The 20,509-nt window shown below is 71.8% G+C and carries 14 protein-coding genes; 7 read left to right on the top strand and 7 right to left on the bottom strand.

Annotated elements, in window-relative coordinates; all coding sequences use genetic code 11:
• Positions 1-68: 68 nt before the first annotated feature.
• The gene (locus tag QIT00_RS31385; RefSeq protein ID WP_282538851.1) at positions 69-3,881 is read left to right on the top strand and encodes an ABC transporter ATP-binding protein; all 3,813 of its coding nucleotides are present in this window, start codon (positions 69-71) and stop codon (positions 3,879-3,881) included.
• On the opposite strand, the gene QIT00_RS31390 is transcribed toward QIT00_RS31385, so the two are convergent.
• Entirely contained in the window at positions 3,865-4,389 is a 525-nt protein-coding gene (locus tag QIT00_RS31390; RefSeq protein ID WP_282538852.1) for a hypothetical protein, read from the bottom strand. The genes QIT00_RS31385 and QIT00_RS31390 overlap by 17 nt on opposite strands.
• 133 nt (positions 4,390-4,522) lie before the next feature.
• Between QIT00_RS31390 and QIT00_RS31395 the strand changes: the two genes are divergently transcribed.
• On the top strand, positions 4,523-5,038 hold the full coding sequence (locus tag QIT00_RS31395; RefSeq protein ID WP_282538853.1) for a hypothetical protein: 516 nt from the start codon (positions 4,523-4,525) through the stop codon (positions 5,036-5,038).
• Positions 5,039-5,192: 154 nt separating this feature from the next.
• Positions 5,193-6,650, top strand: a complete 1,458-nt coding sequence (locus QIT00_RS31400) for a S28 family serine protease (RefSeq protein WP_282538854.1) — start codon at positions 5,193-5,195, stop codon at positions 6,648-6,650.
• A gap of 102 nt (positions 6,651-6,752) precedes the next feature.
• On the opposite strand, the gene QIT00_RS31405 is transcribed toward QIT00_RS31400, so the two are convergent.
• The 3 genes from QIT00_RS31405 to QIT00_RS31415 all read right to left on the bottom strand — a co-directional run bounded on the left by QIT00_RS31405 (position 6,753) and on the right by QIT00_RS31415 (position 10,960).
• Entirely contained in the window at positions 6,753-8,423 is a 1,671-nt protein-coding gene (locus tag QIT00_RS31405; RefSeq protein WP_282538855.1) for a thiamine pyrophosphate-binding protein, read from the bottom strand.
• The gene (gene speB, locus QIT00_RS31410; protein ID WP_282513286.1) at positions 8,420-9,406 is read right to left on the bottom strand and encodes an agmatinase; all 987 of its coding nucleotides are present in this window, start codon (positions 9,404-9,406) and stop codon (positions 8,420-8,422) included. The genes QIT00_RS31405 and speB overlap by 4 nt, the downstream gene beginning before the upstream one ends.
• Before the next feature lie 78 nt (positions 9,407-9,484).
• Positions 9,485-10,960: a sodium:solute symporter gene (locus tag QIT00_RS31415; protein WP_282538856.1), complete on the bottom strand. Its 1,476-nt coding sequence runs from the start codon at positions 10,958-10,960 to the stop codon at positions 9,485-9,487.
• A 186-nt stretch (positions 10,961-11,146) separates the two neighbouring features.
• Between QIT00_RS31415 and QIT00_RS31420 the strand changes: the two genes are divergently transcribed.
• Both QIT00_RS31420 and QIT00_RS31425 read left to right on the top strand, forming a co-directional pair.
• Entirely contained in the window at positions 11,147-12,649 is a 1,503-nt protein-coding gene (locus QIT00_RS31420; RefSeq protein ID WP_282538857.1) for a PucR family transcriptional regulator, read from the top strand.
• A 104-nt stretch (positions 12,650-12,753) separates the two neighbouring features.
• Complete coding sequence (locus tag QIT00_RS31425; protein WP_282538858.1) at positions 12,754-13,542, top strand: phosphatase; 789 nt, start codon at positions 12,754-12,756, stop codon at positions 13,540-13,542.
• Positions 13,543-13,641: 99 nt separating this feature from the next.
• On the opposite strand, the gene QIT00_RS31430 is transcribed toward QIT00_RS31425, so the two are convergent.
• From QIT00_RS31430 to QIT00_RS31440, 3 genes are all read right to left on the bottom strand, one after another.
• Complete coding sequence (locus QIT00_RS31430) at positions 13,642-14,508, bottom strand: acyl-CoA thioesterase (protein ID WP_282538859.1); 867 nt, start codon at positions 14,506-14,508, stop codon at positions 13,642-13,644.
• Positions 14,505-15,662: an acyl-CoA dehydrogenase family protein gene (locus tag QIT00_RS31435; protein ID WP_282538860.1), complete on the bottom strand. Its 1,158-nt coding sequence runs from the start codon at positions 15,660-15,662 to the stop codon at positions 14,505-14,507. The genes QIT00_RS31430 and QIT00_RS31435 overlap by 4 nt, the downstream gene beginning before the upstream one ends.
• A gap of 195 nt (positions 15,663-15,857) precedes the next feature.
• The gene (locus QIT00_RS31440; protein ID WP_282538861.1) at positions 15,858-16,469 is read right to left on the bottom strand and encodes an SACE_7040 family transcriptional regulator; all 612 of its coding nucleotides are present in this window, start codon (positions 16,467-16,469) and stop codon (positions 15,858-15,860) included.
• 150 nt (positions 16,470-16,619) lie between these two features.
• Here QIT00_RS31440 and QIT00_RS31445 point away from each other — a divergent pair, with 150 nt between their 5' ends.
• The gene (locus tag QIT00_RS31445; RefSeq protein WP_282538862.1) at positions 16,620-18,251 is read left to right on the top strand and encodes a carboxyl transferase domain-containing protein; all 1,632 of its coding nucleotides are present in this window, start codon (positions 16,620-16,622) and stop codon (positions 18,249-18,251) included.
• A gap of 119 nt (positions 18,252-18,370) precedes the next feature.
• On the top strand, positions 18,371-20,434 hold the full coding sequence (locus QIT00_RS31450) for an acetyl-CoA carboxylase biotin carboxylase subunit (RefSeq protein WP_282538896.1): 2,064 nt from the start codon (positions 18,371-18,373) through the stop codon (positions 20,432-20,434).
• Positions 20,435-20,509: the final 75 nt, after the last annotated feature.

Genomic DNA, 20,509 nt, shown 5'->3' on the forward strand with positions numbered 1-20,509 from the left:
AGCGGGATGAAATACCGAGGCCCGGGCGTTGGTGATTCCGTCAGTGCAGAGCGGCGGGAGGCCTATACGTGACCGGGGCAGAGCAGCAGCAGGGGTGGGCTCGGCGGCTCGCGGGCTACGCCTGGCGGTACCCGAAGGACGTGGTACTCGCGCTCGGCGCCTCCCTCGCGGGCATGGCCGTGATGGCGCTCGTCCCGCTGATCACGAAGGTGGTGATCGACGACGTCATCGACACCCCCAAGCGCTCCCTGGCGGTATGGACCGGGCTCCTCATAGGCGCGGCCGTCGTGGTGTACGTACTGACGTACATCCGCCGCTATTACGGTGGCCGTCTGGCCCTGGACGTGCAGCACGACCTGCGCACGGACATGTACGACACGATCGCGAAGCTGGACGGGCGGCGGCAGGACGAGCTGTCCACCGGGCAGGTCATCGGCCGCGCCACCAGCGACCTCCAGCTGATCCAGGGCCTGCTCTTCATGCTGCCGATGACCATCGGCAACATCCTGCTGTTCCTGATCTCCCTGGTGATCATGGCCTGGCTGTCGCTGCCGCTGACCCTGGTCGCCCTGGCCGTGGCGCCCGCCCTGTGGTTCATCGCCAAGCGCAGCAAGAGCCGGCTCCACCCGGCCACCTGGTACGCCCAGGCGCAGGCCGCCGCCGTCGCGGGCGTGGTCGACGGCGCGGTGTCCGGGGTCCGGGTCGTGAAGGGCTTCGGGCAGGAGGAGCAGGAGACCGGCAAGCTGCGCGAGGTCGGCCGGAAGCTGTACGCGGGGAGGCTGCGCACGATCCGCCTGAACTCCCGGTACATCCCGGCGCTGCAGGCCGTGCCCGCGCTCGGCCAGGTCGCGATGCTGGCGCTCGGCGGCTGGCTCGCGGTGCGCGGGCAGATCACGCTCGGCACGTTCGTGGCGTTCTCGACGTATCTGGCGCAGCTGGTCGGCCCGGTCCGGATGCTCGCCATGGTGCTGACCGTGGGCCAGCAGGCGCGCGCGGGTGTGGAGCGCGTCCTGGAGCTGGTCGACACGGAGCCCGCGCTCCAGGACGGCACGAAGGAGCTCCCGGCGGACGCGCCCGCGACGGTCGAGTTCGACGACGTCTCGTTCGGGTACGAAAGCGCCTCGGAGGGCGGCTCCAGCGCCTCGGAGGGCGGTTCCTCGACCAAGCCCGTGCTCGACGGCTTCTCGCTCTCCATCCGCCCCGGCGAGACCGTGGCCGTCGTCGGCGCCTCCGGCAGCGGCAAGTCGACGGTCTCGCTGCTCCTTCCGCGCTTCTACGACGTGACGCACGGCGCGGTCCTGGTGGGCGGCCACGATGTCCGCGAGCTGACCCTGCATTCGCTGCGCGCCGCGATCGGCCTCGTCCCCGAGGACTCGTTCCTGTTCTCGGACACGGTCCGCGCCAACATCGCGTACGGCCTGCCGGACGCCACACAGGAGCAGATCGAAACCGCCGCACGCGCGGCGCAGGCCGACGGCTTCATCGCCGATCTGCCCGACGGGTACGACACGAAGGTCGGCGAGCACGGACTGACCCTCTCCGGCGGTCAGCGCCAGCGCCTCGCCCTGGCCCGCGCCATCCTCACCGACCCGCGCCTGCTCGTCCTGGACGACGCCACTTCGGCCGTCGACGCGCGCGTGGAGCACGAGATCCACGAGGCCCTGCGGGGCGTGATGGCCGGCCGTACGACGCTGCTGATCGCGCACCGCCGCTCCACGCTCGGCCTGGCCGACCGGATCGCCGTGCTCGACGACGGCCGCCTCGCCGACATCGGCACGCACGAGGAGCTTCAGGAGCGCTCCGCCCTCTACCGCCGCCTGCTCACCGACCCGGACGAGCTGGGCGGTGTCTCCCCCGGCCACATCGCGCCCGCCGCGCCCGCCACGGCCGCCGACGACGACACCTCCGTACGGGCCGAGCTGGACGCCGAGTTCGACGCCGAGCGCGGGATCACGCCGAAGCTGTGGACCGGGGACCGCGAGCCGAAGGATCCCGCTCTGGCGGGCACTCCGGCGACGCCCGAGCTGCTCGCGCAGGTGGACGCGCTGCCGCCGGCCACGGACACCCCGCGCGTGGACGAGGCGCGGGCGGTCACTCCGGAGGAGTCGTACGGACTGCGGCGGCTGCTGCGCGGATTCGGGCGGCCGCTGCTGCTCGCGCTGCTGCTCGTCGCGGTGGACGCCGGTATGGGGCTGCTGCTTCCGGTGCTGATCCGGCACGGCATCGACGAGGGCGTGGAGCAGGTCGCGCTCGGCGCGGTGTGGGCGGCGGCGGCGCTCGGGCTGCTCACGGTCCTTGTGCAGTGGACGGCGCAGATCGGCGAGACCCGGATGACGGGCCGGACCGGCGAGCGCGTGCTGTACTCGCTCCGCCTGAAGATCTTCGCGCAGTTGCAGCGGCTCGGACTCGACTACTACGAGCGGGAGTTGACCGGGCGGATCATGACCCGGATGACCACCGACGTGGACGCGCTGTCCACGTTCCTGCAGACCGGCCTGGTCACCGCGTTCGTGTCCGTCGTGACGTTCTTCGGCATCATGGTCGCCCTCGTCGTGATCGACCTGCAGCTGGCGCTCGTGGTGTTCGCGACGCTGCCGGTCCTGATCGTCGGCACATACTTCTTCCGCAAGTCCAGCGTGAAGGCGTACGAACTGGCGCGTGAGCGCATCTCGGTGGTCAACGCCGACCTCCAGGAGTCCGTCTCCGGACTGCGGATCGTGCAGGCCTTCCGCCGCGAGCGGTCCGGCGCCGCGCGGTTCCGGGAGCGCAGCAACAGCTACCGCGAGGCCCGTATCCGCGGCCAGTGGCTGATATCCGTGTACTTCCCGTTCGTGCAGCTCCTGTCGTCGGTGGCGGCGGCCGCGGTGCTGATCTTCGGCGCGCACCGGGTCGACGGGGGCACGCTGACGACGGGTGCCCTGGTGGCGTATCTGCTCTACATCGACCTGTTCTTCGCGCCGGTGCAGCAGCTGTCCCAGGTCTTCGACGGATACCAGCAGGCGACGGTCTCGCTCGGCCGCATCCAGGAGCTGCTGCGCGAGCCGACGTCCACGAAGAACGCCGGCCAGCCGCTGGACGTACCGTCCCTGCGCGGCGAAATAGCCTTCGAGGGCGTGCAGTTCGGTTACGGCGCCGAGGCGGCGGAGTCCGACGACACCGCCCTCGCCGACGTCAACCTGCGCATCCCCGCCGGCCAGACCGTCGCGTTCGTCGGCGAGACCGGCGCGGGCAAGTCCACGCTCGTCAAGCTCGTCGCCCGGTTCTACGACCCGACGGCGGGCCGCGTCACCGTCGACGGCACGGACCTGCGCGACCTCGGCCTGGCCTCGTACCGGCACCGGCTCGGGGTGGTACCGCAGGAGGCGTACCTCTTCGAGGGCACCATCCGTGACGCGATCGCGTACGGGCGTCCGGACGCGAGCGACGCCGAGGTGGAGGCGGCGGCGCGCAGCGTCGGGGCGCACGAGATGATCGCCCGGCTCGACGGCGGCTATCTGCACCAGGTGACCGAGCGCGGCCGCAACCTCTCCGCCGGACAGCGGCAGTTGATCGCCCTGGCCCGCGCCGAGCTGGTCGACCCGGACATCCTGCTGCTCGACGAGGCTACGGCCGCGCTCGATCTGGCCACCGAGTCGCAGGTCAACGCGGCCGCGGACCGGCTCGCCGGGCGCCGCACCACGCTCGTGGTGGCGCACCGCCTGACGACCGCCGCCCGCGCCGACCGCGTCGTGGTGATGGACCACGGCCGGGTGGCGGAGGACGGCACGCACGACGAACTCCTCGCCCTGGACGGCAAGTACGCCCGTCTGTGGCGCACGTTCATCGGGGAGCCGGTGGAGGGGTCGCCGGATGCGCAGGTCGAGGTCAGTACTTCGACTTGATGTCGGAGATCTTCCGGGTGGCCAGGTCCGACTGCACCGCGATGTAGGTGTACGTGCGGTCCTGGCCGCTGCCCCAGGTGAGCCGGACCGTGGACCAGGTGTGGCCCATGCCGCTGTCGCCGGGGGTGACCTTCCAGGCGCTCGGCACGTTCTGCGCCATCAGGACGCCGTCGGCCTCGTTCTGCTGCTCCCACTTGGCGAGCCGGGAGCGCAGCTCGGACGTCAGGTAGAACTTGCGGAGTTCGGTGGCCGCGGTGTCGTCCGCGAGGTCGTCGGCGGAGTAGGCGACGTCGACGTACGCGGCATAGAAGTGCGCCACGCGCTCGGCGACGTTCCGGGGGCCGCCCGAATGGGACGGGGCGGCGGCCGAGCGTTCTTCAGTCTGTACGGGTACGGGTTCCGTCTGCACCGCGGCCGCCGCGGGGACCGCTGCGAGTGCGGTGAGGGTCGCGGCGACGAGGAGTAACCGGCCGGTGCGGCCGGACGTACGCGGAGGCTTCTTCGCCATGGGGTCCGCCTTTCTCTCTGACTGTTCGACGGCGGGTGCCGCCAGGAGGTTGCCCTGCGGCCCGGTAAAGCTCCGGCCGTTCCTGCAACCGCCCCCTCTAGGGGGAGCGTCCGTACTTCAGTACGCTGCAGCAATGGGAGGGGCGACTGTGCACAGTGGGATACGGGCCTCGGGTACCGGACGCTCCGCACGCGCGCGTGCAGGCGGATTTCCCGGACGGACCGGACGGCCCGGACGGACCCAGCGGACCTGGCAGACCCGACGGCCCCGGCGGACCCGGCGGACGCTGCTCGGCTGCCTGACGCTTGCCGCCGCCCTGCTGTTCGCCCTCGTCGGCCCCGCCACCGCCCAGGCCGCCGCTGCGGGCCCCTGCCAGGGCCACAAGATCAAGACGTTCACGTTCTCGACCGGCCGGGTCACCGTCTTCAAGGGCGCCGGTTTCGTCTGCGCCCTCACGTACGCCGAGAACCCAGGCCGCGCCCGCAAGATGTCCGTCACGCTGCAGGCCCGCGGGCACCGCGCCGTGACCCGCTCCGGCACGTTCCGGAAGTACGCGGGACCGCTGTCGGTACGGGCCGCCCACCGCTGCGTGAAGGTGACCGGCTCGGTCGGCGGCGGTTCGCTGAAACCGCGCTGGATCCAGTGCTGAACTGCCACTGAGCCGCCACTGAGCGGACACGGTACTGCCACTGAACTTCCCCTGAGCTCCCACTGACCTTCCCCACGAGCTCCCAATCCCCCCTGGTGTCACAAGAGTTGCTCCGATAGGTTCCGGCGGACATCCGTGACACAGGGGAGGGTGCATGCGCAACGCACTCAGATGGCTGCTGTCGCTCGTGGTGCTCATAGGCACCGTGAGCGCGGCCGGCGCGGCCACCGCCGCACAGCCGCAGACAGCGCCGCGGGCCGACCAGCCCGCCACGAACGACGCTTCCGCCACCACCGACATCAAGGACCGGCTGCTCGCCATCGACGGCATGCGGCTGATCGAGGAGAAGCCGTACCCGGGCTACCGCTTCTTCGTCCTCGGCTACACGCAGCCGGTCGACCACCGCAGGCCCGCCAAGGGCACGTTCGAGCAGCGGCTCACCGTCCTGCACAAGGACACCGCCCGGCCGACGGTCTTCTACACGTCCGGCTACCACGTCTCCACGACCCCGCGGCGCAGCGAGCCGACGCAGATCGTGGACGGCAACCAGATCTCCCTGGAGTACCGCTACTTCAGCCCGTCGCGCCCCGACCCCGCCGACTGGTCGAAGCTCGACATCCGGCAGGCCGCCGCCGACCAGCACCGCCTCTTCAAGGCCCTCAAGCCGATCTACACCAAGAAGTGGCTGGCGACGGGCGGTTCGAAGGGCGGCATGACCGCCACGTACTACGAGCGTTTCCACCCGCGCGACATGGACGGCGTCGTCGCGTACGTCGCGCCCAACGACGTGGTGAACAAGGAGGACTCGGCGTACGACCGGTTCTTCGAGAACGTCGGGCCGAAGGAGTGCCGCGAGGCGCTGCAGGCCGTCGAGCGGGAGGCGCTGGTGCGCCGCGAGCCGATGCAGAAGCTGTACGCGGACTACCTGGCCGCGGGTGACTACACCGTGAAGACCGTGGGCACCCTCGACAAGGCCTTCGAGGCGACCGTCCTCGACACGGCGTGGGGCTTCTGGCAGTACAGCCTGGAGAAGGACTGCGCCGACGTGCCGGACGCCGCCGCGGTCAGCGACAAGGAACTCTTCGACTACATCGACACGATCGCCGGCTGGTCCGCCTACACCGACCAGAGCCTGGCCGACTACACGCCGTACTACTACCAGGCCGGAACCGAGCTGGGCGCGCCCACCATCCAGCAGCCCCACCTCAAGGGCCTGACGCGGTACGGCTACCAGCCGCCGCGCACCTTCGTGCCGCGCGACATCCCGATGTCCTTCGACCCGTCGGCGATGCGCGACGTGGACCGCTGGGTGCGGCACAACGCCGAGCGGATGCTCTTCGTCTACGGCCAGAACGACCCGTGGGGCGCCGAGCCGTTCCGCCCGGGCCGGGGCACCGAGGACTCGTACGTCGTGACCGTGCCCGGCGGCAACCACGGGGCCGACGTGGCCGGTCTCGTCGCCGACGAGAAGGCGAAGGCGACGGCCGACATCCTGGAGTGGGCCGGTGTCGCCCCGGCGTCCGTCAAGTCCGACCCGGCGAAGGCGAAGCCGCTGGCCGCGCGGGACGCGAAGCTGGATCGTCGGGATGTACGGGAGGGGTTGCGGCCCTAGTCGAACCCGCGCCGTTCCTGCACCGCACCGCAGATCGCCCTGCGGGCTCGTCCTCAAACGCCGGACGGGCTGATTTCAGCCCGTCCGGCGATTGAGGACCACTCACAGATGCGTCGGCGCGAACATCTTCAGCAGCGCCGGCAGCACGACGACCGAAGGCCCGGGCGCCGCGAGGGACTTGGCGAGGTCCTCGGCGAGGGTCTCCACCGAGGTCCGCACCGCGGGCACCCCGAAGGACTCGGCGAGTGCCACGAAGTCCGGGCGGGAAAGCTCGGTGGCCGTCGCCTCGCCGAAGGCGTCCGTCATGTACTCGCGCAGGATGCCGTACCCGCCGTCGTCCACGATCAGCCAGGTGACGTTGAGGTCGTACTGCCGGGCCGTGGCGAGCTCCGCTATGGAGTACATCGCGCCGCCGTCGCCGGAGACCGCGAGCACCGGGCGGGTGGGCTCGGCGACGGCCGCGCCGAGTGCGGCCGGGAAGCCGTATCCGAGGCCGCCCGCGCCCTGGGCGGAGTGCATCGCTCCGGGCCAGGCGGACCAGGCCCAGTAGGCGAGGATCGTCATGTCCCAGAACGACGGCGACGCGGCGGGCAGCGCCTCGCGGACCGCGCCGAGGACCTGCCGTTCGAGCGCCAGCTCCTGGCCGTCCAGGCGCTCCTTGACCTTGGCGAGCAGCTCGGCGACCCGGCCGGCCGCGTCCGCGTCGGGCCGCTCCTCGACCGTGTCGAGCAGGGCCGAGAGGGCGAGGCGGGCGTCCGCGTGGATGCCGAGCGCCGGGTGGTTGGACTCCAGCTTTCCCGCGTCCGCCTCGATCTGCACGACCCGGCCGCGCGGCGCGAACGTGTGGTAGTTCGAGGAGAGTTCGCCGAGGCCGGAGCCGACGACGAGCAGGACGTCGGCGTCCTCCAGGAGGTCGGTGGTGTGCCGGTCCTCCATCCAGGACTGCAGCGACAGCGGGTGCTCCCAGGGGAAGGCGCCCTTGCCGCCGAAGGTGGTGACCACCGGGGCGTTGATCTTCTCGGCGAGGGCGAGCAGCTTGCCCGCCGCGTCGGAACGCACCACTCCGCCGCCCGCGATGATCACCGGACGCTCCGCCTTGGAGAGCAGGTCGGCGGCGACCGCGGTCAGTTCGGGCCGGGGCACGAGCTCGCGGGGCGTGGCGTCCATCGCGGTGACGACGGGCAGCGTCGTCTCGGCGAGCAGGACGTCCTGCGGGATCTCCACCCAGACCGGTCCGTGCGGCGCGGTGAGCGCGGACTCCCAGGCCGCGGCGATCGCGGAGGGGATCTGCGACTGCGTACGGACGGTGTGGACGGACTTGACCACGTCCCGGAACGAGGCCTGCTGGTCACGGAGTTCGTGCAGATAGCCGTGTCTGCCGCCGCCGAGTCCGGCCGCCGGGACCTGGCTGCCGATGGCGAGCACGGGGGCGCTCGCGGTGGCGGCCTCCTGCAGGGCGGCGAGGGACATCAGTGCGCCGGGTCCGGTGGAGAGCAGCAGCGGGGCGGCCTCGCCGGTGACCCGTCCGTACGCGTCGGCGGCGAAGCCCGCGTTGTTCTCCACGCGCAGGCCGACATAGCTGAGGTCGGAGCGGCGCAGCGCGTCGAACATGCCGAGGGCGTGCTGCCCGGGCAGGCCGAACACGGTGGCCGCGCCGAGGCCGCGCAGGGTCTCGACGACCAGGTCTCCCCCGGTCCGCCCGGCGGGCGGGTTGAGGGCGGCCTCGGTCTGGGCGGCGGTGGGCAGCAGTTCCAGGTCGTGGTCGTGGGTCACGCGGTGGTCCCTTCCCGGCTCGCGGCGATCTGACGGGACATGATCGTGGTCAGTTCGTACGCCGTGTGGGAGGCGGCGACGGCGGTGATCTCGGCGTGGTCGTACGCCGGGGCGACCTCCACGACGTCGGCCGAGACCAGGTTGCAGGAGGACAGGCCGCGCAGGATCTCCAGGAGTTCGCGGGAGGTCATGCCGCCCGCCTCCGGGGTGCCGGTGCCCGGGGCGTGGGCCGGGTCCAGGCAGTCGATGTCGATGGAGATGTACAGCGGGCGGTCGCCGATGCGCTGGCGGAGCTGGTCCGCGACCTCGTCGGCGCCCCTGCGGTAGACGTCCGCCGAGGTGACGATGCCGAAGCCCATCTTCTCGTCGTCGGTCAGGTCCTGCTTGCCGTAGAGCGGGCCGCGGGTGCCGACGTGGGAGAGCGCCTCGGTGTCGAGGATGCCCTCCTCGACGGCGCGGCGGAACGGGGTGCCGTGGGTGTACTCGGCGCCGAAGTACGTGTCCCAGGTGTCGAGGTGGGCGTCGAAGTGGAGCAGCGCGACCGGGCCGTGCTTCTTCGCGACCGAGCGGAGCAGCGGCAGGGCGATGGTGTGGTCGCCGCCGAGGGTCATCATGCGGGCGCCGGTGCCGAGGAGGTCGTCGGCGGCGGCCTCGATGGTCTCCACCGCTTCGTTGATGTTGAAGGGGTTGGCGGCTATGTCACCCGCGTCCGCGACCTGGGCGAGCGCGAACGGCGAGGCGTCCTGCGCCGGGTTGTACGGCCGCAGCAGGCGGGAGGCCTCACGGATGGCGTTGCCGCCGAAGCGGGCGCCGGGGCGGTACGAGACGCCCGTGTCGAACGGGACGCCGACGACCGCGACGTCCGTCTTCCCGCCGACCTCGTCGAGGCGGGGCAGGCGGGCGTACGTCGCGGGGCCGGCGTAGCGCGGGACGCGGGAGGAGTCGACGGGGCCGCGGGGGGTGGGGGTCTCGGCGCTGCTCATGGTCGGTTCTTCCTCCTGCTGTGCTGGGTGCGATTCCTAGTGTTGCGCGGCCCACTGACAATCGGGCCGCGCACGGGGTCAGCTGCTGGTCACGGGGGTCGCCGGGGTCTGGTCCGGCTCCTCGGCGCGGCCCGCGAGGCGCTCGCGCCAGGCGTCGAGGACGGCGGCGTCGGTCGGCGGCGTGGCCAGGGAGACGACGACGTACACGGCGAGGGAGGCCAACAGGCCGTAGTAGATGGGCTGGTTGGCGAGGATGCCGTAGTGCCACATCAGGCCGATGACGGAGAGGCCGCCGGCGACGACGGAGGCGAGCGCTCCGGTCGCGGTGCCGCGGCGCCAGACGAGGCCTCCGAGGATCGGCACGAGCAGTCCGCCGACGAGCAGGTTGTAGGCGACGGTCAGGGCCTGCACGACGTCGTTGAGCGCGATGGAGATGACAACGACCACGGCACCCATGATCAGGATGAACAGGCGGTTGCCCTTGACCTCGTCGTGCGGCCCCTCGTCCTGCCCGGGGCTCTTCACGATGCCGCGCAGCCGCGACCAGATGTCGTTGTTGGCGACGGTGGCGCAGGCGATGAGCGCACCGGACGAGGTGGACATCACCGCGGCGAGCGCGGCGGCGAGCACCAGGCCCCGCACGCCCATGGGGAGTTCGTCCTTGACGATGGTGGCGAACGCGGCGTCGGCGCTCTCCAGGTTCGGGTACATGACCTTGGCCGCGGTGCCGATGACGGCGCCGGCGATCGCGTAGACCAGGCAGTACGTGCCGGCCGCGGCGCCGCCCATGCTGGCGACCTTGTCGCTGCGGGCGGTGAAGACGCGCTGCCAGATGTCCTGCCCGATGAGCATGCCGAACGTATAGATCAGCACGTACGTGAAGATCGTCTCGCCGCCGATGCCCAGCGGGTCGAAGTACTCGGTCGGCAGCTGGGCCTTCATCTCACTGAAGCCGCCCGCCTTGATCACGGCGATGGGCAGCAGCAGGAGCAGCACACCGATCGTCTTGACGACGAACTGCACCATGTCGGTGAGCGTGATCGCCCACATGCCGCCGAGGGTCGAGTAGGCGACGACGATGGTGCCGCCGAGGATGATCGCCACGGTGCGGTGGACGTCGAAGAGGACGTCGAAGATGGTGGCGTACGCGATGGTCGAGGTGACGGCGAGCATCAGCGTGTACGCCCACATGACGACGCCGGAGATGACGCCCGCGCGGCCCCCGTAGCGCAGGTCGAGCATCTCGGAGACGGTGTAGACCTTCAGACGCGCGATGCGCGCCGAGAAGAAGATCGACAGGGCCAGGATGCCGAGGCCGATGGTGAACACCATCCAGGCACCGGACAGGCCGTACTGGTAGCCGAGGCCCACGCCGCCGATGGTGGAGGCGCCGCCGAGGACGATCGCGGCCATCGTCCCGGAGTAGAACCACGGTCCGAGGCGGCGCCCGGCGACCAGGAACTCGCTCTTGGACTTGGCGCGGCGCATGCCCCACCAGCCCATGGCGAGCATGCCGGCGAGATAGATGACGATCACTGTGTAGTCGACGGCCATGCGGCCCTCCTTGCGCACCTCGGTGGCGTGTCGTGCAGATACGGGGTGGGGGGTGACCGGCCATGGGGACATCCGCCCGTACCCGTGGCCAGTGGTCGGCACGACTTTAAGGTGGCCTGAAAGCAACCCTGAAGTGTACGTTTCCTCCACTTCCCGCATCACGAATGGAGGGAACGTCCACCCCTCATGCCCACTTCGCCGCCTCTGCCCTCCTCCACGCCGCCAGGCCCTCCGGTGGCCCCGGTGGCGCTGTCCGCGCTGCTCGCCCTCGACTCGCTCGGCCTGCGCCAGATCGCCGGCCCCGACGCGCGCGAGGCGGGCACCGTCGTCCACTGGGCGCACACCTCCGAACTGGCCGACCCGTCCCCGTACCTGCTGGGCGGCGAACTGCTCCTGACGGCCGGCGTGCACATCGGCGAGGCGGGGGACGGCGACCTGGACGCGTATGTGGCGCGGGTCGTGGCGGCGGGCGGCGCGGCGCTCGGCTTCGGTGTGGCCCCGGTCCATGACACGGTGCCGCCCGCCCTGGTGGAGGCCTGCGACCGGCACGGCCTGCCCCTGGTCGAGGTGCCGCCGCGGACGACGTTCAGCGGGGTGGCACGCGCGGTGTGGCGGCTGATGGCGGAGGCGCGGCACGCCGAGCTGCGCCGGGTCGCCGAGGCGCAGCAGGGCCTCGCGACCGCGGCGGCGCGGCCGGATCCGGTCCCGGCGGTCCTGCGCCAGCTGGCCACCCGCCTCGGTGGGGCGGCGCTCCTGTACGGGCCGGACGGCACGGAGCTGCAGTCCGCGGGCCGGACCGGCGATGCGGCCCGTACGGCGCTGCGCGAGCTGACCGCCGTCGTGCGCCGCGCGACGCCGGGCGCGCCCACCTCGGCCGCCGACACGGCCGGTCCCGTGCACCTGACCGCGTACGCCCTGGGCGGCGGTCGCGGATTCGCGCTCGGCGTCGCGACCGAGCACCGCGCGGCGGGCGATCACACCATCACCGGGGCCGCGGTGGTGCTGCTCTCGCTGCTCGCCGGTGAGCATCAGAGCGCCTCGGAGGGTGCCCGTTCGGCGGCGCTCGTCCGGCTGCTGCTCGGTGCCGGTCCGGAGCGGGCCGGGGCACTGCTCGGGAGTGAGGCGTGGCGCGTGGTGCACGCGCGCGTGCTGCCGTCCCGCGCCGAGCGGACCCGGCCCTCCCCGTCGGCGCTCGCCGTGTCCCTCGGCACGCCCCTGGTCGACCCCGCCGAGGACGATCCCGAGACCGACGTCGTACGGCTGCTCGTCCCCGCCGACCACGCCCTGGACCCGCCGCCCGGCTGGACGCTCGGGGTTTCCGCTCCCGCCGACGTGGCGGACCTGGGCGCGGCCGACGCACGCGCGGCGCGGGCGCTGCGGCGCGCGGAGGTCACCCGGGCGCCGCTGGTGCTCGACCGGGAGTCGGGGCTCGCCGCGCTCGTCGCGCCCGCGGAGGCCGAGGCGCACGCGCGCGTGCTGCTCGAACCGGTCGCGGGAAACCCGGCACTGGTGGAGACCCTGCGCACCTGGCTCTCTCTGCACGGGAGTTGGGACCGTACGGCCGCGGCACTCGGCGTGCACCGCAACACCGTCCGGCAGCGGATCGCCCGCTGCTCCACGCTGCTTGAAACGGATCTGGACGATCCGGATGTGCGCATGGAGTTGTGGTTCGCCCTACGGAACTCCTGATTCCGCCCCATGGGTCCCTTGGGTGCGGTTTTCCGCGTACGGAGCGGGTCCAGGGTTCGGGACAGCGGGCCCGGCCGCCCGGCGGCGACGGCACAATGGGGGGCATGCCGATACCCAGCCGTGCCGCACTAGTCGACCACCTTGTCCGCACCCGTATCGCCGGTGACGTCGCCACACCCCGCGACAACAACCTCTCCCACTACCGCAAGCTCGCGAACGGCGACCGCCACTACTGGCTGGGCCTGGAGCTCGGCGACCGCTGGACCGACGAGCAGGACGTGCTCGCGGTGATGGCCGAGCGGTGCGGTGTGGTCGACGACCCCGGGCACCGTACGGGCCAGGACACGATCGACCCGGACCTGACGGTCGACGCCCTGGAGCGGATGGCGGCCCGGCTGCGCAAGGCGGCCGCGGGCAAGGAGCGCGTCCTGCTCGCGACCGGCCACCCCGGCGGCCTGCTCGACGTGCACCGCGCGACGGCGACGGCGCTGCGCGCGGCCGGCTGCGAGATCGTGGTGATCCCCGCCGGGCTCACCGCCGACGAGGGCTACGTCTTCCAGTTCGCCGACGTGGCGGTCCTGGAGCGCGGCGCCACCCTGTGGCACACCCACTCCCCCCAGCCCATGAAGGCGATCCTGGACGGCCTGGAGCGCGAGGGCCGCCCCCAGCCCGACCTGGTCGTCGCGGACCACGGCTGGGCCGGGTACGCCGGTCAGCGCGGCCTGGACTCGGTCGGGTACGCGGACTGCAACGACCCGGCGCTGTTCATCGGCGAGGCCGAGGGCACCGTGCAGGTCACGGTCCCGCTCGACGACCACGTCACCGACCCGCGCTTCTACGACCCGATGACGGCGTACCTGCTGGACTCGGCGGGGCTCACTCCGGAGGCGTGACCGCGACATCGGCCACCCCGCGCGCGTGGAGGCCGATTTCGCCGATCGCAATTCGCCGATCGCACAGGAAGCGGTTTTCGCTCAGGAAGCGGCTTTCGCTCAGGTACCGCGCGGTACCCGCACCACGCCCTCCTGGATGACGGAGATCGCGAGCCGTCCGTCCTGCGTGTAGATCCCGGCCTGACCGAGGCCGCGCCCGCCGGAGGACGACGGCGACTCCTGGTCGTAGAGCAGCCATTCGTCGGCGCGGAACGGCCGGTGGAACCACATCGCGTGGTCGAGCGAGGCGCCCACCACGTCACCGACCGCCCAGCCGCCGCGCCCGTGGGCGAGCAGTACCGAGTCGAGCAGCGTCATGTCGGAGACGTACGTGGCGAGGCAGACGTGCAGCAGGGGGTCGTCCACGAGCTTGCCGTTGGTGCGGAACCACACCTGGGAGCGCGGTGCGCGCGGGGTACCGACGCTGCCCCACGGCGGGATGTCCGCATAGCGCAGGTCGACGGCCGCGCGGGCCTCGATCAAGCGCTCGGCGACGTCGGCCGGAAGGTGCCGGGGCAGCATCTCGGCGGCCGTGGGCAGCGACTCCGGGTCGGGCGCCGCGGGCATGTCCACCTGGTGTTCCAGGCCTTCCTCGTACTCCTGGAAGGACGCGGAGAGGTGGAAGATCGGCTGTCCGTGCTGAACCGCCACCACGCGTCGCGTGGTGAAGGATCTGCCGTCGCGGATGCGGTCGACCGTGTAGACGATCGGGGCGCCCGGGTCGCCGGGGCGCAGGAAATAGGCGTGCAGGGAGTGCGCCGCGCGTCCCTCGGGGACCGTGCGGCCGGCGGCGATCAGGGCCTGGGCCGCGACCTGGCCGCCGAACACCCGGGGCACGATCGCCGAGCGCGACCGGCCACGGAAGATGTCCCGCTCGATCCGCTCCAGGTCGAGCAGATCGAGCAGGGCGTCGAGCTCTGAGGTCACAGACCCATGTCCTTCGCGATGATCATCTTCATGACCTCGTTGGTGCCGCCGTAGATGCGGTTGACGCGGTTGTCGGCGTAGAGGCGGGCGATCGGGTACTCGTTCATGAAGCCGTAGCCGCCGTGCAGCTGGAGGCAGCGGTCGATGACGCGGTGCGCGACCTCGGTGCAGAACAGCTTCGCGGAGGCGGCCTCGGCGGGGGTCAGCTCACCGGCGTCCAGAGCGTCGAGCGCGCGGTCGGCGACGGCCTCGGCGGCGTCCACCTCGGCCTGGCAGGCGGCCAGTTCGAACTTGGTGTTCTGGAACGAGGCGACGCTCTTGCCGAAGACGGAGCGGTCCTGGACGTACTGCTTGGCGAACCGCACGGCGGCCTTGGCCTGCGCGTACGCGCCGAAGGCGATGCCCCAGCGCTCGGACGGCAGGTTCTGGCCGAGGTAGTAGAAGCCCTTGTTCTCCTCGCCGAGCAGGTCCTCGACGGGCACCTGCACGTCGACGAACGCCAGCTCGGCGGTGTCGGAGGTCTTCAGGCCCAGCTTGTCCAGCTTGCGGCCGACGGAGTAGCCCTCGGACTTGGTGTCGACGGCGAACAGCGAGATGCCGAAGCGGCGGTCCTCGGCGGTCGGCGCGGAGGTGCGGGCGCAGACGATGACCTTGTCGGCGTGCACACCGCCGGTGATGAAGGTCTTGGCGCCGTTGAGGACGTAGTGCGTGCCGTCCTCGGTTAGCTTGGCGGTGGTCTTCATGCCCGCGAGGTCGGAGCCGGTGCCCGGCTCGGTCATCGCGAGGGCCCACATCTCCTCGCCGGTGACGAACTTCGGGAGGAAACGCTTCTTCTGCTCGTCGGTGGCGAGCATCTGGATGTACGGCAGGCCCAGCAGGACGTGCACACCGGAGCCGCCGAAGGAGACGCCGGCGCGGGCGGTCTCCTCGTACATGACGGCCTCGAACTTGTGCGAGTCGATGCCCGCGCCGCCGAACTCCTCGGGCACGCGGATGCCGAAGACACCCAGCTCACCGAGCTTGTAGTAGAAGTCGCGGGGCGCCTGACCGGCCTCGAACCACTCGTCGTAGACGGGGACGACCTCGGTCTCGATGAAGGCGCGCAGGGTCTCCCGGAACGCCTCGTGGTCCTCATTGAAAACGGTACGGCGCACGGTCGGCCTCCTGGTCGTCTGGCTCGGGTCGCTGTGGGCGGCGCGTCGGCACACCGGTTTCGGCACACCGCACAGCGCGCTGGCTAAGCGCTTGCTCAGACTGAAGTTACCCGGCAGTCGCCAAGGCTGTCCAGAGCGGACGATCTGCGGATCGGCTCACATTCGCCCGCGCTCGGACCGCGCGGCTCCCTCGACTCAGGCCGCGCCGTTCGAAGCGGCCGCCGCGAAGGCGCCGCGGGCCAGGCGGTGCAGCAGCGTCGCCATCACGGTACGGCCGGGCAGCGCGCCGGGGCGGCTGAGGTGCGGCGTTGAGTTGAGCAGGCCGAAGACCGCGTGCACCGTCGCCCGCGCCTCCGACTCGACCATGGCGGGATAGACCTCACGCACGACCTCGACCCACAACTCCACGTACTGCCGCTGCAGTTGGCGGACCAGCTTGCGGTCGCTGTCGCGCAGCCGGTCCAGCTCGCGGTCGTGCAGGGTGATCAGCGGGCGGTCGTCGAGCGCGAAGTCGATGTGCCCCTCGATCAGCGAGTCGAGCAGCACCTCGGCCGCGTCGCCACCGCTGCGCGCCTCGGCCGCGCGCCGCTTGCCGCCCGTCAGGAGGCGGCCGCTGATGCCGACGAGAAGTTCGGCGAGCATCGCGTCCTTGCCCGCGAAGTGGCGGTAGAGACCGGGGCCGCTGATGCCCACGGCGGCCCCTATCTCATCGACGCCGACGCCGTGGAATCCACGCTCGGCGAAGAGGCGGGCGGCCTCCTTGAGGATCTGCTCGCGGCGCGTCAGGGCCGCGCTGGTGGTGCTCATGAATTCATTCTAGACAGGGCGGTTAGCGGTCGTTAACCTGGAGGAGCGAGTTAACGGTCATTAACGTCGTGCGAGGCCGTCGCGCGGCGCAACAGGCAGTCGTCACCAGCAGTCGTAATCGGCAGTCGTACGAGCAAGGGAGCTCAGGCGATGCAGCAGGCACCGGTCCTTCACAGTGGGGCGGATCCCGCCTCGGAGGCCTGGCGGGCCAACGAGTCGGCGCACCACGCACTCGTCGAGGAGTTGCGCGGAAAGCTCGCGCGGGCCGAGGCGGGTGGCGGCGAGAAGGCCCGCGCCCGGCATGTGGCGCGCGGCAAGCTGCTGCCCCGGGAGCGTGTGGACGCCCTGCTCGACCCCGGCTCCCCCTTCCTTGAGCTGGCCCCGCTCGCGGCGGAGGGGATGTACGGCGGGGACGCACCGGCCGCCGGAGTCATCGCCGGGATCGGCCGGGTCTCGGGCCGCGAGTGCGTGATCGTGGCCAACGACGCCACGGTCAAGGGCGGCACCTACTACCCGATGACGGTCAAGAAGCACCTCCGCGCCCAGGCCGTGGCCCTGGAGAACCGCCTCCCCTGCATCTACCTGGTGGACTCGGGCGGCGCCTTCCTGCCCATGCAGGACGAGGTCTTCCCGGACCGCGAGCACTTCGGGCGGATCTTCTACAACCAGGCGCAGATGTCGGGCCAGGGCATCCCGCAGATCGCCGCCGTGCTCGGCTCCTGCACGGCGGGCGGGGCCTATGTCCCGGCGATGAGCGACGAAGCGGTGATCGTGCGGGGCCAGGGCACGATCTTCCTGGGCGGCCCGCCGCTGGTGAAGGCGGCCACGGGTGAGGTGGTCACCGCCGAGGAGCTGGGCGGCGGCGAGGTGCACTCACGAGTCTCCGGCGTGACGGACCACCTCGCGGAGGACGACGCCCACGCGCTGCGCATCGTGCGCAACATCACGGCGACGCTCCCCGCGCGCCGCCCCCTCCCCTGGACCGTGACTCCGGCCGAGGAGCCCAAGGTCGATCCGTACGGCCTGTACGGCGCGGTGCCGGTGGACTCGCGCACGCCGTACGACGTCCGTGAGGTCATCGCGCGCGTGGTGGACGGCTCCCGCTTCCAGGAGTTCAAGGCGGAGTACGGCACGACGCTGGTCACCGGCTTCGCCCGGATCCACGGCCACCCGGTCGGCATCGTCGCCAACAACGGCATCCTGTTCTCCGAATCCGCCCAGAAGGGCGCGCACTTCATCGAGCTGTGCGACCAGCGCGGCATCCCGCTGCTGTTCCTGCAGAACATCTCGGGCTTCATGGTCGGCAGGGACTACGAGGCGGGCGGCATCGCCAAGCACGGCGCCAAGATGGTCACGGCGGTGGCCACCACGCGCGTACCCAAGCTGACGGTCGTCATCGGCGGTTCGTACGGCGCGGGCAACTACTCGATGTGCGGTCGCGCCTATTCACCGCGCTTCCTGTGGATGTGGCCGAGCGCCAAGATCTCCGTGATGGGCGGCGAGCAGGCGGCCTCGGTGCTCGCGACCGTCAAGCGCGACCAGATGGAGGCGCGCGGCGAGACCTGGCCGGCCGAGGACGAGGAGTCCTTCAAGGACCCCATCCGCGCGCAGTACGAGTCCCAGGGCAACGCCTATTACGCGACGGCCCGGCTCTGGGACGACGGCGTGATCGATCCGTTGGAGACCCGCCAGGTGCTGGGGCTCGCCCTGACCGCCTGCGCCAACGCCCCCCTGCCCGAGAAGGACGACGCGGCGCCCGGCTTCGGCGTCTTCCGGATGTGAGGACCATGACTTCCACGCCCCTTTCGACGTCCACGCCCCTGACGACGTCCACAGCTTCGACCGCCGATTCCCCTGCTCCCGCCGGGGCCACGCGCTCCGGATCCGCGGCCGCGGCGCCGATGTTCGACACCGTCCTGGTCGCCAACCGAGGCGAGATCGCGGTCCGCGTCATCCGCACGCTGCGCGAGCTCGGAGTGCGCTCGGTGGCCGTGTTCAGCGACGCGGACGCCGACGCCCGGCATGTGCGCGAGGCCGACACGGCCGTGCGCATCGGACCGCCGCCCGCGGCCGAGAGCTATCTGTCCGTGGAGCGGCTCCTCGAAGCGGCCGCCCGGACCGGCGCCCAGGCGGTGCACCCCGGCTACGGCTTCCTCGCGGAGAACGCCGGGTTCGCGCGAGCCTGCACCGAGGCCGGCCTGACCTTCATCGGGCCGCCAGCCGACGCCATCTCCCTGATGGGCGACAAGATCCGCGCCAAGGAGACCGTGCGGGCCGCCGGTGTCCCCGTGGTCCCCGGCTCCTCGGGTTCCGGCCTGAGCGACGACGAACTGGCCGAGGCGGCACGGGAGATCGGCATGCCGGTGCTCCTCAAGCCCTCGGCGGGCGGCGGCGGCAAGGGCATGCGGCTGACGCGGCTCGAATCGGCGCTCCTGGAGGAGATCGCCGCCGCCCGGCGCGAGGCGCGGGCCTCCTTCGGGGACGACACGCTGCTGGTGGAGCGCTGGGTCGACCGGCCCCGGCACATCGAGATCCAGGTCCTCGCGGACGGCCATGGGAACGTGATCCACCTAGGCGAGCGCGAGTGCTCCCTGCAGCGCCGCCACCAGAAGATCATCGAAGAGGCGCCGTCGGTCCTCCTTGACGAGGCCACACGCGCGGCGATGGGCGAGGCGGCGGTCCAGGCGGCCCGCTCCTGCGGCTATGTCGGCGCGGGCACCGTGGAGTTCATCGTGCCGGGCGACGACCCCTCGGCGTACTACTTCATGGAGATGAACACCCGTCTCCAGGTGGAGCACCCGGTCACCGAGCTGATCACCGGGATCGACCTGGTGGAGTGGCAGCTGCGCGTCGCCGCCGGGGAGCAACTGCCCTACGGCCAGGAGGACATCAGACTCTCCGGGCACGCAGTGGAGGCGCGGGTCTGCGCCGAGGACCCCGCCCGCGGATTCCTCCCCTCGGGCGGCACCGTCCTCGCGCTGCACGAACCGCAGGGCGACGGAGTGCGGACGGACTCCGGGCTCACCGAAGGCACGGAGATCGGCAGCCTCTACGACCCGATGCTCTCCAAGGTGATCGCGCACGGCCCGGACCGGGCGACCGCGCTGCGCAGGCTGCGGGCCGCCCTCGCCCGCACGGTCACGCTCGGCGTGCCGACCAACGCGGGCTTCCTGCGCCGCCTGCTCGCCCACGCGGACGTGGTGGCCGGGGAGTTGGACACGGGCCTGGTCGAGCGGGTGGCGGACGAGCTGGTGGACCCTTCGGTCCCGGACGAGGTGTACGAGGCGGCGGCCGCGGTGCGCCGGGACGTCTTGGCGCCGGAGGCCGGCGGCTGGGTCGACCCGTTCTCGGTGCCGTCGGGCTGGCGCCTCGGCGGCAGGCCCGCTCCGCTCGACTTCGACCTCCGGGTGCCGGGGCTCGAACCCGTCACCCGCGCGGTGAGCGACGAGAGCGCCCGCGTCACGGAGGACCGCGTGACGGTCACCCTCGACGGCGTCACGCACACCTTCCACCGCGCGGGCGACTGGCTGGGCCGGGACGGCGACGCCTGGCAGGTGCAGTCGTACGACCGGGTCGCGGCCTCGCTGACCGGTGGGGCGCATGCAGGGGTGGACGCGATGACGGCGCCGATGCCCGGCACGGTCACGGTGGTGAAGGTGGCCGTCGGCGATCAAGTGGCGGCGGGGCAGAGCCTGTTGGTGGTCGAGGCGATGAAGATGGAGCACGTCATCTCCGCGCCGCACGCGGGCACGGTCACCGAACTCGACGTCACGCCCGGGACGACGGTCGCCATGGACCAGATCCTCGCAGTGGTCGCGCCCGACGAGGACCCGGCCGAGTCGGCGCCGGGCACCGAGTCCGCGCCGGGCACCGGGAGCGCGACGGACGCCAACACCGCGACGGCCCCCGGGACCGCGCCGGGCGCCGAGGCGGCCGCCCCGAAGGACGAGGAGGCGGCGCGATGAGCGCGGGCATCGACGGCGACACCGGCACAGGCACAGGCACAGGCGCAGGCACAGGCACCAGCACGGGAAAGGGCC

The organism is Streptomyces luteolus, from assembly GCF_029968015.1.
Taxonomy (GTDB): Bacteria; Actinomycetota; Actinomycetes; order Streptomycetales; family Streptomycetaceae; genus Streptomyces; species Streptomyces luteolus.